Origin of the sequence: Eubacterium uniforme, assembly GCF_900167115.1 — a bacterium.
GTDB classification, from domain to species: domain Bacteria; phylum Bacillota; class Clostridia; order Lachnospirales; family Lachnospiraceae; genus Eubacterium_S; species Eubacterium_S uniforme.
This window is the reverse complement of the sequence record NZ_FUXZ01000004.1, coordinates 45901-63842: the sequence shown is the minus strand read 5'-3', so window position 1 is coordinate 63842 and position 17942 is coordinate 45901. Positions and strand designations below refer to the sequence as shown.

The following is a 17942-nucleotide window of genomic DNA, read 5'->3' as shown; positions in this document are numbered from 1 at the left end:
GTTTTATACATAGAGAGTAGGGTTTATATGTATTATAGTTTATATGATTATGTATGGTTCTTTATGATATATGCCGTTGTGGGCTGGATGGTTGAAGTAGCTTACGCTGCTGTTGAAACAGGTAAGCTTTCAAATAGAGGATTCCTTAACGGTCCATTATGTCCGATATATGGTTTTGGAATGGTTATCGTTATTTTTGCGTTAAGACCATTTAATAAAAATATTCCAATTTTATTTGCTGGATCATTTATGCTTACTAGTGTGCTTGAGTTTATAACGGGAGCAGTTTTGGAAAAATTATTTAATACAAAGTGGTGGGATTATTCTGATAAGCCATTTAATATTATGGGTTATGTATGCCTTAAGTTCTCAATTGGTTGGGGAATCGGTGGCGTATTTATTATGAGAATAATTCAGCCAGGTGTTGCAAAGTTTGTTAGTAAAATTCCAAATACTCCTGGTAAGATTATATGCGCCATATACATGATTTCCTTTGTATGTGATGCAGCAATTACTGTTAGAGATATGGTTAAGTTTGGTATGAAACTTAAAAGTATGGAAATGCTTACAACTCAGCTTAGAAGTATTTCTGATAGCATGGCTCAAGGTATATTTGAAGGTGTTGTTACAACACAAAAGAGTATGGATGAATTTAAAGATGGAGTTGCTGAATATACCAAGGAAGGTATCGAAAAAACCAAGGAAGGTATTGAGAAGACAAAGGAACTTCAGAAGAAGTACGAAGAACTTTATACAAAGTACATGGAATTGTTTAGCAACAAGAGATTTACAAACCATAGATTTACTAAGGCTTTCCCTAGCATGAAGCGTAAGATTGGTAAAACAAAGGATAAGTATAATGCTTTCTGGGATAAGTACAATGAAATATGGGATAAATATAAGAATATGTTTAGCTAAATTGGTGAGATTTAGTTTGGTGATAAATTAAAATTTTATATGGAGGTTAATATGGAACCTGTAAAAAGACTAAAAAGAGAATTGATTCATAAGGGTGCTGTTGTTGATTATTACGCAGATACGGTTGAAGTGGGTGGAGAAGTTGCAGTATGGGACTTTGTTCATCATAATGGTGCAGCAGCAGTTCTTCCAGTTGATAATGAAGGTAAAATCTTGATGGTTAGACAGTATAGAAATGCGCTTGATAGATTTACACTAGAAATTCCAGCAGGTAAACTTGATACTCCTGATGAACCAACTCTTGAGTGTGCAACAAGAGAGTTAGAGGAAGAGACAGGATATAAGGCAGGTAAGATAGAATATTTGCTATCTATAAATACTAATGTTGCTATATTTGATGAAAACATTGATGTATATCTTGCAACAGACCTTACTAAAGGTGAAATGCATCTTGATCCAATGGAAGAGATTAATGTAGAAAGATATGAATTAAGTGAACTACAGGATATGATTTTTAAGGGTGAACTTAAGGATAGTAAAACGGTTGCAGCTATTAATGCTTATGCGGTTATGTTATATAAAAATATGATTAGGTAGGTAAGAAATTATGGGTAAGTCAATTAGAACAGAGGAAGTTGATCATCTATTAGATGCTATTTTAACATTAAAAACCAAAGAGGAATGCTTTGATTTTTTTGAAGATTTATGTACAGTTAATGAACTTTTATCAATCGCACAGAGATTTGAGGTTGCAAAACTTTTAAAGAATGATGCAAAGTATGCTGAAATTGTAAAACTTACTGGTGCATCAACAGCTACAATTAGTCGTGTGAATAGAAGTCTTAATTATGGAAATGATGGTTATGACATTGTTCTTGAAAGATTGAAAAAGAAAGAAAAATCAAAGAAATAATTGGATTAAAGTATAGTTGTTATAAGTATGTATAAATAAGAAAATTGTAATAGGAACAGTTTTTGGAAAGTGGGTATGAAAAATTGAATTTTATTAAGAAAAAAATAGGTTTGTACATAGCAGGGTTAATGCTTTGTTTAGTGAGTATTTGCTCCTATAATAGTAAGGCCTTGTATGCACAGGAAGAGACACAGGTAATTGATAAAACAATAAAACTTAATTACACAGAAGTTACTATGTTTCCTTCACAGAGTATTAAATTGGAACTTCAAGGTGATCTATTAAAGGGTGAAAAATTAACATTAGAAGAATATAATAAACGAATTGGTAATGTAAATCCATCAAACCCTACGTGGCAGAAAGATGCTTGGGGAGGACAAAGCGAAATTTTACCTGATGAAGGATTCTATGGTTTGGAAACAACTTTTGTATCAGATAATGAAAAAGTTTTAGTTTCTGAGGATGGAGTTGTTACATTAAATGGTGAAATAACAGATGTAATATCAGCCAAAATAAGTGTGAACTATAAGTATTTAGGCAAGGATCTTAATTTAGAAGGTACTTGTGTTTGTACAGTTTTTTATGATAATGGAAAAATCTTAGGCGATGATATTGTTGCTTCTGGATTAACTTCATATTATTTTTTGTCAACAACATATACAATTGGTGAAGTAAAATGGTCTGTTGATAATGAAAATATTGCAACAGTTAGTAGCGAAGGAATACTAACTACTAAGGCATATGGATCAGTTGTTATTACCGTTACAGTTAAAGATAATGATAAAGTAAATACTATAACAAGAACAATAAGAGTATCTGATCCTAAGTTTAATAAGACTACAGAAGCTCTTGCAGTTGGAGGAAGTTTTATTCCTGAAATAACTGGTGTTTACGAAGATAGTGTTAAGACATATAGTAGTTCAAAGAGTAAATATGTAAGCGTTTCAAAAGATGGTATGGTTTACTCAATTAAGAAAACATCTAAGGATGTAACAATTTCTGCAGTAGTTGACGGAAGAAAAATAACAATGACTATTAAGGTTACTAATCCAAAATTTAGCAACGGTGAAGCAAAACCAATCTTGCTTATTAAGGGTAAGAAACTAACAATTACTGTTACAGGTCTTGTGGATGGATTAAGTAAGTTAAAATATAGCTCGGATAAAACAAATATTGCAACTGTTACTAAGAAGGGTAGAGTTAAGGCTAAAAAGTATGGTAGCTGTTTTATTGTAGCAGAAGTTGATCATAAGATTGTTAAGATTAATTGTGCTGTAGGTAAGAAAAAGGCTATTAAAGCTATTAAGAGTGCATATGCCGTTTATGGTTGCCCATATAGCCAGCCTAAACGTATGAATGCAGGATATTATGATTGTAGCTCTCTAGTATGGAGATCATATAAGAAAGTTGGTTTTTATGTAGCTAACTATAGAGGAAGATGGGCATCAACAGCAGCAGAAGAGTGTAAGTACTTGTTTGGTAAACATAAGCGAGTAAGTTATAAAGGTTGTAGCACTAAGAAGCTTCGCCCTGGAGATCTTGTATTTTACAGTGGATGGAAAAATGGAAGATATAGAAATATTACACACGTAGCAATGTATGTAGGTAATGATACATTAATCGAAGCTAATTGGCCTAATGGTGTTAGAGAAGCTTCATATGCAAAGAATAAAGCGTATATAGTTGGAATTGGAAGACCAATTAAATAAAATAGTAAAGCGCCCTATAAGGGCGCTTTATTTTGCCTAAAGGTATGTTTATTTTTCTGGTAGAAAGTCATCAATATTATCAATTAAATCTTCAATGATTCTTTTCTTTGTGAAAATATCGTAACTTAGCATGCTTATAAAAGTGAATAACTGCTTGTATTCAATGTTTTCATCTTTGCCATCTGTAGCTTTAATGTTTTTCTTGACATGTTCAAGCTTCTGCTCTAAATCATTAATTAATTCTTCATGACAGAATACTTCTTCTGTTGAAACATCTTTATAAAAATCACTTAATGAAAGTCCATTATCACTTCCAACATAATTCTCTTTAAGAGGATCAAGTAAAGTTTTTGCATCGCTAATGGAAATGAAACTCTTAAAGTAGTAAATTAATACTAACATTAAAATATGATCCTTAGAATATTTCTTCTTTTCAGGTGGTGGTAATAATCCGGCCTTAGTATAATTATTAATCATCGTCTTTGTAAGTAGTTTATCATCTTCATATCTCTTAGTCGATGACAAATTCTCATCTATAAATGTGGTAACCTGATCCATATATAAAGCAATATTTGGAATTTCATTTTCATTAATAACCGATGTTTTCTTTGTTATCTTATCTATCGATTTTTGAATTTTATCATTCATAATTCTTCTCCGTGTAGGTTTGAATACCTGTTATTAATTGGTTATTTCTGAAAATATGTATTATTAAAATGATTACTAGAAGTAAGCGCCAACGAGTATTTTATATTTTCTAGATGGGACCGTTGCGGGTCTCTACACTTAGTGAGAAAGTAATTGTTTGTGATTTGTTTTTTATTCGCATAACGCGAAGCGTTATGTGGTGATAAAGTAAAGCAATGTATAAGTGCTTGCACTTAAATATATTGCTTTGCTTTATCACCATATAATGTTGTCATTATACGAATGAAAAATATTAATCACGACAAAACAAATGCTTTCGAACTTAGTGTGGCTAGGGGTAGCCCGCACCGTGCGAGAGCTGAGTCACAGATAGACAATATAAATACTCGTGGCGCGTAGTCTACACACAACTTTTAATAATACATATTTTCAGAAATATACATTTCAAGTATACAGTAATTGAAACCACATTACAAGAAAAATATCGTGAGATGTGGTTTTGAAAACTAGTTGATGCAAAATGAAAAATAAAACATTCGTTCGATTTTGGGTTGAAAAAAAGTGATGGCTGGGGTATACTGATACAGTACGAAAAAGAAATGAGGTAGAATTTGATGAGTATATATGATTCACTTAATGATAAGCAGCATGAGGCTGTTTGTCATACTGACGGACCGTTGCTTATATTAGCTGGAGCAGGTTCGGGAAAGACAAGAGTTTTAACACATAGAATTGCATATTTGATAGATGAAAAGAATGTTAATCCATGGAATATTTTGGCGATTACATTTACTAATAAAGCAGCAGGAGAGATGCGTGAGAGAGTTGATAAGATAGTTGGATTTGGTGCGGAAAGCATTTGGGTTTCAACATTTCACTCCATGTGCGTGAAGATACTTAGAAGATTCTCAGATCATATAGGTTATGATACTAACTTTACGATTTATGATGGTGATGATCAGAAAGCTGCTATGAAGCTTTGCTTAAAAGAGTTAAATCTTGATCCAAAGAAGTTTTCTGAAAAATCAATGCTTGGAGCAATTTCAAACGCGAAGGATAACTTGATTGGTGTGAGTGAATTTGCTGAGAGTGCGAAGGGTGATTATAGGGAAGAGATAATTGCTAAGGTTTATAAGAAGTACCAGAATATGCTTCGCTCTAATAATGCAATGGATTTTGATGATTTGATTGTAAATACTGTGCTTTTGTTCGCTAATGATGATAAGGTTTTAGATTATTATCAGGAACGTTTTCAATATATTATGGTTGATGAGTATCAGGATACTAATATGGCGCAGTTTGAACTTGTAAGACTCCTTGCGAAGAAGTATAGAAATTTATGCGTTGTTGGTGATGATGATCAGTCTATTTATAAGTTTAGAGGGGCGAACATTAAAAACATTCTTGAGTTTGAAGATTTCTTTGAAGAGACTAAGGTTATTAAGTTAGAGCAGAATTATCGTTCTACAAGTAACATTCTTAATGCAGCAAATGCTGTCATAAAGAACAACACATATAGAAAGGATAAGGCACTTTGGACTGATAAGGATGGCGGTGATAAGGTTGCATTTGTTCAGCTTAATGATTCATTATATGAGGCTGATTTTGTCGCTAGAAACATAAGGGAAGCTGTTAATAATGGCGCAAGTTATAGTGATTTTGCATGCCTTTACAGGACTAATGCTCAGTCTCGTGAACTTGAAGAAAAGTTCCTTATGAATAATATTCCATATAAAATTATTGGTGGTCAGAACTTCTATCAGAGAAAAGAAATTAAGGATGTTTTATGCTACCTTAAGACTATCGAGAATGGTAAGGATGACATATCAGTAAGAAGAATTATTAATGTACCTAAGCGTGGAATTGGTAATACTAGTATAGAGAAAGTGGCTACATTTGCTAATGAAAACGGTATGGGATTTTATGAGACACTTTGTATTGCAGGAGAAATTCCTACACTTAAGAGTGCTGCAGGTAAAATTAAGGGATTTACTGATTTTATAGATAGTTGTAAGGCTAAGGCTGATACAGATAAAATTAGAGATTTTGTGGAAGAAGTGTTAGTTGAGGCTGGCTATATTGATGAACTTAAGAATGAAAATACACCTGAGAGTCTTGCTAGACTTGAAAATATTAATGAATTTTATGGCAAGGCGCTTGATTATGAGGAAAGTGCAGAGAATCCTACACTTTCTGGATTTTTAGAAGAGGTTGCTCTTGTGGCAGATATTGATAATCTTGATGAGGATCAGGATTATGTTGTGCTTATGACTATTCATTCTGCTAAGGGACTTGAGTTTGATAATGTATTTTTAACAGGCATGGAAGATGGTTTGTTCCCAGGATATATGGCGATTACTGCTGAAGATGAGTCTGAGATTGAGGAAGAGCGCAGACTATGCTATGTTGCAATTACGAGAGCTAGAAGAAAGCTTATTATGACTGCAGCTAAGTCTAGATTCTTAAGAGGAGAGCGCCAGTATAATAATATTTCTAGATTTATCAAGGAGATTCCACCACTTTTGCTTGATACAAGAGGAAGTCTTGCTCAGGTTGGAAGAGAAATCGGTGGCGATGAGAATAAGAAGCCTTCATTCCTTGGCTTTGGTGGCGACATGGATGGAGTATCTGGCTATAGTTATCAGAGTAATTATGGAAGTGGCTATGGCAATAGAACAAGAAAGAAGCCTGCAAAGACTGGCGATTCAACCTTGAAGAGTACATATAGTGTAAGTCCTGTTAAGGGAAGTAGTCTTAAGGTTGAAAGTGCATCTGATTTAGGGTATGATGTTGGAGATACTGTTAAGCATATTAAGTTTGGTAAAGGTGTTGTAACAAGCATTGTTTCAGGTGCTAAGGATTTTGAGGTTACTGTTGATTTTGAAAAGAGTGGACCTAGAAAGATGTTCGCCGCATTTGCTAAGTTGAAGAAGATATAGGAAAAATATTTTTATTAGGATAAAAAAGCATAGTTTCGTTCTTGAATATGGTTATATGGTACAATTAAAACTAGTAATTTTATATAAAATATACAAAATTTTATTTTATTTTGCAAAAATTATAGAAATAGTGCATATAGTATGATATAATTATGAAATCATAAACGAAGTAAAAAGCTACTACAAGGCTTTAGGAGAGGTTTTTTATGGGCGGTTTCTTTAAATGTAGAAATTGTTGTAGAGAAAGAAAATTATTGAAAGGACGTGATTGTATGGCATCAAGAATGGAAGAACTTATTAATTCTGTGAGACTTGGAGAGATTGCTAAGAAGCAAGAAGAATCTGAGAAGAAAAAGAATTTAGTAGTTGGTATATTAGCTGTAATCGGTGTTATTGCTGCTATGGCTGCTATCGCATTTGCGGTATACAAGTATTTTGAACCATATTACATTGAAGATTTCGATGATGATGATGACGATTTCGACGATGACTTTGAAGAGATTGATCATAAGGTTGAAGATGCAGTAGAGAAGGCTGCTGACGTCGTTACAGAATAGTTATAAAAAAGCAGGCTGGGGGGCCTGCTTTTTTAGTTGCTAAAAGTTATATAAAATATTTTAAAATTATGCTTGACGAATAATCATATTTAATGTATAATTGTCCGTGCTGATGAAAATTCATATTGGCCCATCGCCAAACGGTAAGGCACTGGACTCTGACTCCAGCATTTCAAGGTTCGAATCCTTGTGGGCCAGCTTAAAAAAAGAAGATTCAATATGAATCTTCTTTTTTGTGTACACGACGAGGAAAGTGCTGAAAGCTTGCTTTCAAGCATTTGACGACCGTGATACAATCCCGAAACAAGCGTAGCGGTTTCGGGATTTGTTATTAAGGCATTAATCCGTAGTAAACCGGTAAGAAATATCTTACGTATTTAAAAATCGGAACAAAGTCTGCTATGTTTATAAATACTGGACATATTATAATGTTACTTATAATGTACAATGGTAAGATTGAAACATAGAGATTAAGTGATCTTGTTAGTGATATGAATATAAAACAAACAGCCATAATTAATATGGAGTATAGAATCATTAATTTTATTTCTTTAAACATCGAACTGGCCACATCTCCCATGAATAGTCCAAATAGTCCGCATATTGCAGATAAAACTGTTGGAACAAATACATAGGCTAAATTATAGATGAATCTATTTGTGTATTTTACATTCTTAAAGAATCCCTGCTCTTCATCATGAAGATAAAGAATCCCGCCACACATTGCACAAAGTAGTATTAGAGCAAATATTAATCCACGAAGAGGCAATAGCAGGTAACTAATTGTTTTATCTCCTGATAAAATTTCGTTTTTCGCTCCGTTTGCATATGTGAAAGTAAAGAAGTTTTCAATTACTTCCTGCTCGTTTCTAAGTTCCCTAAGTTTAAGCATTTCCTTAGTATCTATATTTAATGTATCCTTAGCAAATATTAACATTACTGCTTCAGAGTATACATCATATATTTTAGAAAAGAATGCTTCCTTACAAAGAATCAGGTTAGCAGATTTCTCATAAACATCCCTGTATGTAATGCTTATTGGACTATCGTGAGTTAAATCATTTTGATATGTTCCATCGCAAAATTCTAATAAGGCTTTCTCTAATTCTTTTTCAAATGTAATTCCACAAGTGATGTCATCCTTAAGAATCGCCTTATCCATTTCTTTTTTTGATTTGTATTCTATAAATGAAAATGTTTTTTCATTTTTTTTTGTAAATTCTTCAATTATTCTTTTAGCTAGAATGTTTTCTGATTTTTCCTGTGCATATAAGCCAATTTTTAAAACACTTTCATCGGTATTTGCTGACTTGTTAAGCGCACACGCCAATACTGGTATTGATATTAATGAAATAACAAATATTGGATTTTTGAATAATCTTTTAAAAAGCAAATAGCAAAGAGTAAGGAAGAGTTTAAACTTCTTCATAATTAATCCTCTATTATAAACATTTATTTAAATTTCTTTCTCTTATAAGTGCAGCGAGTAGTACGAAAACCAAACTATGTACGATAAGGTTAAGCGCATACTTTGTGATGTCACTATCGTAGAATATGTTAGTCGTATATAAAAACATGTTCTTTGTATAAGTAAATGCTGCTAGTTTTGTAAGAGATGATGGCAAAAGTGCATCTGGGAAAAAGAACCCTGAAGCAAATGCCAGACAAAGTGATAATATGAAATACGATAAAACAGCCGAAGATGTTGTAGGCGTGATTTCATATAAACATACTAGAAATGCAGCAATCGGTATTAATATAAAACTACACTTTAGTAGTGATACAAAAATAGTAGTATTATTGTAACTTAATAAACTTAAGTGAACGCCGGCAATTTTTGTGTTTAATAGTGTACTACCTATGTCTATTCTAAATATGATTAATACAGCAAATACAAGTAGCAATAATAACATGTAGATAAAAAAGAATAGACATAGAGTTGCTATTAATTTAATAAGAATCTGTATTGGTGATGATATGCCGAATGCTCTGATTTTTTTGTAAAAGTCTAAATCGTCTTTTGAAAGAATTTTCGCACATGATGTTCCTAGTAGTAAAAACATCATTATTAAGCCAACACAGAAAAAGTGAGTTGCCATGTCTAGTGTATTAAGACTTGATATGATTTCACTGTTGAAAAGATTGTTACGACTAAGCAAAATATCAAAGTATTTTAAGTTGAGTTTTTTATCAGCTTCTTTTTTGCCTTCAAGCCCCTTCAAGTCATAATAATCCTTAAGAGCAAATATGCTTCGCTCGCTTTGAATTATTAGGTTCGTGGCAAGTGTTGAAACATCCTTCATAAAGTAACCTATGGTTGATGTCCTAGTATCCCCATATCGTACTTCGATTTGTGAATCCTCACCATCCATTACATTATCAGCAAATCCGTCTGGAAAAATAAAAACAACATCGTACTTTCCAGATTTTACACCACTATAAGCTTCATCCTTTGTACATCTGGTAAATTTGAGCGTTTTCTTTATGATGTCTAAGTTTTGAACTATTTCCATAGCTATGGTTGTATATTTGTCCTGTTTATCCTGAACAAGTCCAACTTTATAAGAAGAAAAATCTTCTTTTTTATTGGAGTATACAGTATAAGCAATAGCTGTTATAGCAAGAGAAATACCAAGAAAAATAAGAAGTCCAAGAAAGAGTTCAGGTAATTTCTTAAACATTTTTTTTATTTCAAGTTTTAAATAAGTTAAACTCATATATTTCTCCTTACATTTCCCTTAATAGATTAGGAATATCCTTATAATCATGTTTATGTAAGGTACCATCCTTTAAGATATATATTGTATCGCATAAATTAATTTCGTGTTCTTCGTGAGATGTGATGATTATGATTCCACCAGCCTGTTTATACTTGGTAAGGTATGCTGCAATGTCTTCCTTACATTCAAGATCAAGGCTTGCACTTGGCTCATCCAAAATAAGAATTCTAGGTTTATTTGCCATCGCACATCCGATTGAAAGTCTTTTTTTCATGCCACCTGAAAGTGAAGATACTTTTTTGTGAGTAAATTCATCCACATGTAACATCTTTAAGATTCCATTATTTAATTCTTCGTTTAAATTGGAACAACTTGAATTATACCAGAGTTTAAGATTGTCAAGAACTGTTAAATCATCCATAAAAGGACACCCCTGAGGGACATAACCAATTTCAAGGAAAGGATTAACCTCGTTGGTATCCTTGATTTCCCATGAACCGCTATCCTTTTTTTGAATTCCAGCTAAGATTGATAATAGAGTGGTTTTGCCACAACCATTTTTACCTAATATACCAATACATTCGCCCTCTTTTGCAGCAAATGATATGTCTTTTAAAATCGTCTTTTTCTTATATTTTTTACTAATATGAGAAACTTCTATATTCATAATCCCCTCCGTTTTAGATAGTAATCTATACGTGTGAATATGTGTAGCATAAATACACACAGAACAATTTTCACATATTAACACATTTTTTTCAAGAAATATTTATAAAAGTGTTGACAATCAACTGTTTTAGGTGTATATATAACATATAAACAGTTGAATAGTTAAACGAGGAGGTGTGATGGTTAGATGAAGTTAGTTCAAAATTCTGGCGTTCCGATTTATAAACAAATTGCTGAATCGTTAAAGAGCGATATTCTATCTGGAAAACTAAAACAGAACGAATATTTACCTTCTATAAGAAGTTTGGCGGCAGACCTTAGAATTAGCGTTATTACAACTATGAAAGCATACGAGGAACTACAAGCAGAAGGCTTGGTAACTGCGGTGCAGGGAAAAGGTTTCATTATTAATGCTCAAGACAGTGAAATGCTAAAGGAACAACATTTACGTAAAGTTGAAGATGCATTGATGGAGGCAATAACATCTGCCAAGATTGCCGGTCTTAGCAAGACTGAATTAAAGGATACATTAAATACTTTGCTTGAGGTTAGTCAAGTATAACATGAAAAATTTATAAAGAATATTTGAAAGGAGTAATAAGTAACTTATAATACTTATTAAATGGAATTATGAGAAATAATGGAGAAGTCATGGAAATTAAATACGCAATTGAAGGACACAATATTAATAAGAAGTATAAAAACTTCGAACTTAAGGTTGATGAATTAAAGGTTCCTGAAGGATTTGCTACGGCACTTATAGGAGAAAATGGTGCTGGTAAATCAACTCTTTTAAACTTTTTATCTGGAGTTAGAAGAGATGCAAAGGGTGAGATTAACTACTTCAATGAAACGACGAATATTGAAGATGCGAAAGAAAAAATTGGATATACAGGTACTGATAATTATTTTATTCCTACATGGTCAGGAAGAGAAGTAAAAGAAATCAGTAAGCTTTTATTTGATGATTTTGATGAGAAGAAATTTGATGATATAGCAAATGCTTTGGCAATAGATTCGGATACTTTTACTATTAAAGGAAAGAGTGTTTCTAAGTTATCAGATGGTAATAAGGTAAAATTAATGCTTGCAACAGTACTCGCTAGAAATACAAGAACATTAATTCTTGATGAACCTGCATCACCGCTTGATCCGCTTATGAGAGAAAAATTATCAGATATTTTAAGAAGTTATTTGGCAGGCGGAGATGGAAAGAGATCGGTTCTTTTCTCAACACATAATATTTCTGATATGGAAAGTGTTACAGACTATGCAATTATTATGGAAAAAGGAAAAATTGTTGAGGAAGGTTTTGTTGAAGACTTAAAGGAAAAATACATAGTGGTTAAGGGGGATAATGATTCCTATGAAAAAGTAAAGGGTCATTTGCTTAACGCGCATGCAAATCAGTTTGGTTATGAGGGAATCTGCCTTTCTAAAGACCTAGATAAGTTAGCGGGATTTGATATAATTAAAGAGATACCTACTCTTTTCCAGATAAGTGTTGCAGTTATGAAACAGAACTCTGTATTAGGTAATGTTGTTTTATAAGGAGGATATTATGTTAAAGTCATATAACTCATATGTAAAACAGTTGATGAAAATATTAGATCATATAGTATTACCGGTTGGCTTACTTATTTTGGTTGGTATTTTATATAAAACAAAAGTATTTTACAATGATAAAGCAATGCCTTATGAAAATAATGCGACATTTGTTCTTATTGCAACAATGTTGTTGGCTATGGGATTTGCGTGTGTATGGTCAATGATTGATTTTTATACATTCTGTGCAACACTTAATAGAAAAACGCAGGGTATTGAATTTTTAAAGACATCTAGAAGAGGAAAGAAATTCTTTATGGATGTTGTCATTATGGACATTGTTTTAAGAACAGTTATATATGCAGTAACTGCTTTATTGCTATATGAAGAATTACATTACTTTATGGGTATAGGTTTTAAAGTGTATTTTAAACAAGTTTATCCATTACTTTTGATTGGATATGGTTTAGGATGTCTTATGTTATTTATAAATAGACATTTTCGTAATTCGCAGGCTTTCATGATTACGACATATTTAATAATGATGTTTCATAGTATGATAATTGGAATTTTCCAGTTTGGAATGGCTTCTGGTGATATGAAAGTACCTAAATTTGTTGCTAATCATATTATGGAAATAGTTGCAGGTGTATATTTGCTAGTAGCGATTATAAGTAATGTTTTGATTTTATATAAAACAAAGTTGTGTATTGATAAGTCGTGGTATAACGACTAATATGGAGGGATTTGAACATGATTATTAATTCTATAAAGATGCTGAAATATGATTTTCAGCGTAAATTTACGATAATTGGGTTTATAATGTTTGGATGTATGGCAATTGGTTATTCAATTGGAAATGCACATGGACTTGATATGGTTGGCGCTTATTTTTGGGGACCATTTATGGGTATGTTTCCATTACAGTCTCTATATAACGTGTTATATGCTAAATGCGTTGTAGCTTCTCCAAAGTATAAGAAGTATATCGTTCAGGGAACTGTTATTTTACATTCAATATTTATGGTTACTATGTATCTGTTGTGCATCGTTTTATATTACATATGTTCAAAACAGTTTGGTTTTGAATTCGATGTTAAATTCGCTGTTATATCATTTTTGATAGTTGATATAGGACTTGCAATTTACATTCAGGTATATTATAGAAATGCAATATTGGGAATATTGTCTATGCTTCCAACAATTTATATTGTTATTGCATCTAATGATCCACAGAATAAATTGGTTAAATATATTGCTGGATTATCAATTGATGATATTACAATTATGATTATTGGAGCAGTGGGACTTGTAGTGTGTGAAGTGATTCTTTACGTTGTTTCATTGTTGTTATATAAGGTACCATTTTCTGATGGTGTAATGAAAAGAATGTTATCTAGAATTAGATAAGTTTATGATTATAAATAATAAACCATACAAAAGAGGTAGCGATATAATTGCTATCTCTTTTTTGGGTTTTTGGGTTTTTGGGTTGAAAGATGTTTTGTCACACTATTTAGCTCTGATGTGTATAGTATATGAAGGGTACTTAATTAACGTCTTTTATATATGACTCAAATTGACAATGAAAGAGTCGTGTAGTAGAATGATGATGTTAGTAAGTTGGTTATGTAAATTCTAAGGAAAATATAGGAGGATTAATTAATGGATAATAATGGTAATGTGCCTAGATTTGATCCAATGACAGGTAAGCCTATTGAGACAGTAGATAATGCGGCTAATAATGCACCTAAGTTTGATCCGATGACAGGTGAACCACTTAATGCTGTTGATAATACAGCAAATGAGACAGTTAACAATACACAGAACTCATTTGAGAATACACAAAGTGTAGCTACTAATACACAAGCACCTGCTCAGTCTACATTTAGTACACAGCAGGGCGCTGGTAATCAGTCAAATTTTGGAGGACAGCCAAACTTTGGTAACCAGCCAAATTTTAGTAACCAGCCAAACTTTGGAGGACAGTCTGGACAGAATGGTCAGGGATTCTTTGGCGGTCAGGGTGGCCAAGGTGGTCAGCCAGGATTTGGAGGAAACCAGGGATTTAATCAGAGTCAGACATATAATGCAGCTGGTGAACCAGTTGATACATCAAATCAGGTTATGAATGAATACTCATCATTTATGAGAAATAATGCAAATGGTGCAGGTGGTAGCTTTAAAACTCCATCATCAAGAGGTGGATTTAAGAAATTTGTTCTTGCTGCTATAGCAGTTCTTGTTATTGCTGCAGGTATTATTACTTTTGCATTTAAGGGTAAAGTTGTAAATGCATTCAAACTTCATACACTTTCTCCATCAAAGTATTATGAATGGGTAATGAAGAAGTCTTATAAAAAAGTTAAAAAAGACAGAATGGATTTATACAAATATACTTATGATATTTTAACAGCTGATGAAAAGGGCGTTGAAGGCTCTGTTAATGTTAAGGCTGGAAAAGATTTAGTTAAGTTAGTTGAAGACCTTGGACAGGATACTAAGGGACTTGAATCAGTTGGTGCTGAATTTAGTGCTGGTACAACGAAGGATACTGTTTCAATAACAGCATCAGGTAAACTTAATGATAAGACATTTGCTTCTGTTGAAGCTGGTGCAACTAAGGATTTAAAGAGTGTTTATGCAGGTGTTCCAGAAATTTCAGATAAATATGTTGATTTTTCTAATTTGATTGAAAAAAATGCTTCAAGAAAACAGATTGATCAGTATTTAGAGAAGGCTTCAAAGCTTGATTTCAAGAAGCTTATTCCAACACCTGAATTTGTTGAAGATGAATCAGATAGATACTTTGATGTTTATCTTGACTATGTGGTTAAGAATAAGATGATTAGTAAGTCATCAGAAACAGTAGAAGCTTCTGGTGTTAAAGCTAAGATGACAGCTCTTGATTGTGATTTCGACGGTGAAGATGTTTGTGATTTGGCAGTTGAATTCTTAGAAGAAGTTAAAGATGACGACAAAATTGATGATTATGTAAAAGATCTTATTAAAAACATAGAAGATGCAACAGGAGAAAACTTCGGTATTTCTAAGTATGATGAGGAAAAGAAGGATGGTATCGACAAAATAATAAAGGACATTAAAGATAGTAAGGATAATATGAAAGATTACAAGAATATCCTTAAGATGACAGTGTATGTTGATGCTGAAGGTGATGTTGCTGGATATAACATAAAAGTTTCTGATGGTAAGAAAGAAAAAGAAATCCTTGAATCAAAGTCAGTTCTTGTAGTTAGTGGTAAAAAGTTCGGTTATGATATGAGCGTAAAATCTAATGGCGGACTTTCATATAGTATTGAAGGTACTGGAAATGCTAACTTCAGCAAAACAAGTGGTGAATTTGATATTACTGTTAATAGTGGTAAGGATAAATTTAATGCTACAGCAGAACTTAAGAATTGTGATACTACAAAACTTCTTAAGGGATACTTTAAAGGAGATATTATTATTAAGACAGATGATATTTCTAAAGTTAAAGACTTAGAAGTAAAACTTTCAATTGATGAGAAGAGACTTGATACAACAGTTGGAGTTGTAGTTTCAGTTGATGGTAAGGAATATGGTAATGTAGACTTCTCACTTAAGTTTACTGATGATCCTAAGGAAGTTAAACCTGGCGATACAATTGATGCTAATGATACAGCAGCTTTAGAGAAAGAGTTTTCTAGTTTCGATTATAAGAAATATGTTGATGATTTCTTAAAAGATGCTGGTATTGATGCAAGCGCAGATGAATTAGAATCAGTACTTAAATTATTTGGAAAGAATAATTTAAATTTACCTGATAAATTTAGCAATGGTGGTGTTGGACAGACAGAACCAGAAACAAATTATACTGAACCGGAAACATCTACAGATACATTTGATTTCGGTTCTGGTGAACAGGAAACAAGTACAGAGTATTCACAGGGTACTGTAGATGCTGGTACAGGTGATGGTGGTTCAGATATTCCTCAGTATGATGATAAATATTGGGAAACATATGAATTCCCTTCAATTGATGAAAAATACTGGGAAACATATACATTTAATTCAGAACAATAATGAAATATTATACCTCCGCAGATATCTGCGGAGGTATTTTACTGCTCAGAAGAAAACACCGATTCGCAGGAATTACAAAACAATTCGGAAAGTTCGCACTTCGTGCTTTACTGTCTGCTACGCAGACACTTTCCTCATTTTGTTTTGTAATTCTCGCTTCGCTCTTAAAATATAAAAAAACATAATTACTGTTGCAAGCAACGTAATTATGCTTTTTACATTTTACTGCGAATCGGTAATGTACTTTGATAAAAAAATCTCAATTAAACTATTTTATTTATTACGAAAATAGAGTATAATAAGCGTAAGTGTGTGTATTCACATATAAAATTAATAGAATAATTGTGATTATTCACATATATAAGATTTTTTGGAGGTAATTAAATATGTTAGTATCAGCTAAAGAGATGCTTGAAAAGGCAAAAGCAGGTCACTATGCAGTAGGTCAGTTCAATATCAACAATCTTGAATGGACAAAGGCAATTTTATTAACAGCACAGGAACTCAACTCACCAGTTATTCTTGGTGTATCAGAGGGCGCTGGAAAATATATGACAGGTTATAAGACTGTTGTAGGTATGGTTAACGGTATGATGGAAGAGTTAAAGATTACAGTTCCTGTAGCTCTTCACTTAGATCATGGTAGTTATGAAGGATGTTTAGCTTGTGTTGAAGCTGGTTTCTCATCAATCATGTTCGATGGTTCACATTATCCAATTGATGAAAACGTTGCTAAGACAACAGAACTTGTTAAAATCGCTAAGGCACACGGTATGTCACTTGAAGCAGAAGTTGGTTCAATCGGTGGTGAAGAAGACGGCGTTATCGGTAAGGGTGAATGTGCAGATCCTCAGGAATGTAAGTCAATCGCTGACCTTGGTGTAACAATGCTTGCAGCAGGTATCGGTAACATCCATGGTAAATATCCAGATAACTGGGAAGGTTTAAGTTTTGAAACACTTGATGCTATTCAGCAGTTAACAGGTGAAATGCCATTAGTTCTTCACGGTGGTACAGGTATTCCTGAAGACATGATTAAGAAAGCAATCTCACTTGGTGTTGCTAAGATTAACGTTAATACAGAGTGTCAGTTAGCATTTGCTGATGCTACAAGAAAATATATTGAAGCTGGTAAGGATCTTGAAGGTAAGGGATTTGACCCACGTAAACTTCTTGCTCCAGGTTTTGAAGCAATCAAGGCTACAGTTAAAGAAAAAATGGAATTATTTGGCTCAGTAGGAAAAGCTAACTAATTTTTA

General features: G+C 32.8%; 16 protein-coding genes and 1 tRNA gene. 13 read left to right on the top strand and 4 right to left on the bottom strand.

Going from position 1 to position 17942, the window contains the following annotated elements; all coding sequences use genetic code 11:
* Positions 1–27 precede the first annotated feature (27 nt).
* The 4 genes from B5D16_RS03235 to B5D16_RS03220 all read left to right on the top strand — a co-directional run bounded on the left by B5D16_RS03235 (position 28) and on the right by B5D16_RS03220 (position 3540).
* Positions 28–918: a putative ABC transporter permease gene (locus B5D16_RS03235; RefSeq protein ID WP_078765538.1), complete on the top strand. Its 891-nt coding sequence runs from the start codon at positions 28–30 to the stop codon at positions 916–918.
* 51 nt (positions 919–969) lie between these two features.
* Positions 970–1515 carry an NUDIX hydrolase gene (locus tag B5D16_RS03230; RefSeq protein WP_078765537.1) on the top strand — a complete coding sequence of 182 codons (546 nt, stop codon included), beginning with the start codon at positions 970–972 and terminating at the stop codon, positions 1513–1515.
* A 10-nt stretch (positions 1516–1525) separates the two neighbouring features.
* A complete protein-coding gene (locus B5D16_RS03225; protein ID WP_078765536.1) occupies positions 1526–1831 on the top strand; it encodes a YerC/YecD family TrpR-related protein in 306 nt (101 codons plus the stop codon).
* 140 nt (positions 1832–1971) lie between these two features.
* Complete coding sequence (locus tag B5D16_RS03220) at positions 1972–3540, top strand: Ig-like domain-containing protein (protein WP_159444267.1); 1569 nt, start codon at positions 1972–1974, stop codon at positions 3538–3540.
* 48 nt (positions 3541–3588) lie between these two features.
* Here the strand turns inward: B5D16_RS03220 and B5D16_RS03215 are convergent, their stop codons facing one another.
* On the bottom strand, positions 3589–4188 hold the full coding sequence (locus tag B5D16_RS03215) for a DUF1836 domain-containing protein (RefSeq protein ID WP_078765534.1): 600 nt from the start codon (positions 4186–4188) through the stop codon (positions 3589–3591).
* Between the two features lie 614 nt (positions 4189–4802).
* Between B5D16_RS03215 and pcrA the strand changes: the two genes are divergently transcribed.
* The 3 genes from pcrA to B5D16_RS03200 all read left to right on the top strand — a co-directional run bounded on the left by pcrA (position 4803) and on the right by B5D16_RS03200 (position 7882).
* Positions 4803–7127 (top strand): DNA helicase PcrA, encoded by a 2325-nt coding sequence (gene pcrA / locus B5D16_RS03210; RefSeq protein WP_078765533.1) that lies wholly within the window; start codon positions 4803–4805, stop codon positions 7125–7127.
* 206 nt (positions 7128–7333) lie between these two features.
* On the top strand, positions 7334–7684 hold the full coding sequence (locus tag B5D16_RS03205) for a DUF4366 domain-containing protein (RefSeq protein WP_341465178.1): 351 nt from the start codon (positions 7334–7336) through the stop codon (positions 7682–7684).
* A gap of 126 nt (positions 7685–7810) precedes the next feature.
* Positions 7811–7882, top strand: a tRNA-Gln gene (locus tag B5D16_RS03200).
* A 133-nt stretch (positions 7883–8015) separates the two neighbouring features.
* Here the strand turns inward: B5D16_RS03200 and B5D16_RS03195 are convergent.
* The 3 genes from B5D16_RS03195 to B5D16_RS03185 are packed head-to-tail and all read right to left on the bottom strand — an operon-like array spanning position 8016 to position 11071.
* A complete protein-coding gene (locus B5D16_RS03195) occupies positions 8016–9113 on the bottom strand; it encodes an ABC-2 transporter permease (protein WP_078765532.1) in 1098 nt (365 codons plus the stop codon).
* Positions 9114–9126: 13 nt separating this feature from the next.
* Positions 9127–10401, bottom strand: a complete 1275-nt coding sequence (locus B5D16_RS03190; protein ID WP_078765531.1) for an ABC transporter permease — start codon at positions 10399–10401, stop codon at positions 9127–9129.
* Between the two features lie 10 nt (positions 10402–10411).
* A complete protein-coding gene (locus tag B5D16_RS03185; protein ID WP_078765530.1) occupies positions 10412–11071 on the bottom strand; it encodes an ABC transporter ATP-binding protein in 660 nt (219 codons plus the stop codon).
* A gap of 189 nt (positions 11072–11260) precedes the next feature.
* Here B5D16_RS03185 and B5D16_RS03180 point away from each other — a divergent pair, with 189 nt between their 5' ends.
* The 6 genes from B5D16_RS03180 (at position 11261) to fba (ending at position 17936) form a co-directional block, all read left to right on the top strand.
* Positions 11261–11635, top strand: coding sequence for a GntR family transcriptional regulator (locus B5D16_RS03180; protein WP_078765529.1), 375 nt, complete (start codon positions 11261–11263; stop codon positions 11633–11635).
* Positions 11636–11703: 68 nt separating this feature from the next.
* Positions 11704–12624 (top strand): ATP-binding cassette domain-containing protein, encoded by a 921-nt coding sequence (locus B5D16_RS03175; protein WP_242942975.1) that lies wholly within the window; start codon positions 11704–11706, stop codon positions 12622–12624.
* A 10-nt stretch (positions 12625–12634) separates the two neighbouring features.
* Positions 12635–13354, top strand: a complete 720-nt coding sequence (locus B5D16_RS03170) for a hypothetical protein (RefSeq protein WP_078765527.1) — start codon at positions 12635–12637, stop codon at positions 13352–13354.
* Between the two features lie 17 nt (positions 13355–13371).
* Complete coding sequence (locus B5D16_RS03165) at positions 13372–14028, top strand: hypothetical protein (RefSeq protein ID WP_078765526.1); 657 nt, start codon at positions 13372–13374, stop codon at positions 14026–14028.
* A gap of 255 nt (positions 14029–14283) precedes the next feature.
* Positions 14284–16683, top strand: a complete 2400-nt coding sequence (locus B5D16_RS12545) for a hypothetical protein (RefSeq protein WP_078765525.1) — start codon at positions 14284–14286, stop codon at positions 16681–16683.
* Positions 16684–17069: 386 nt separating this feature from the next.
* Positions 17070–17936, top strand: coding sequence for a class II fructose-1,6-bisphosphate aldolase (fba, locus tag B5D16_RS03155; protein ID WP_078765524.1), 867 nt, complete (start codon positions 17070–17072; stop codon positions 17934–17936).
* Positions 17937–17942: the final 6 nt, after the last annotated feature.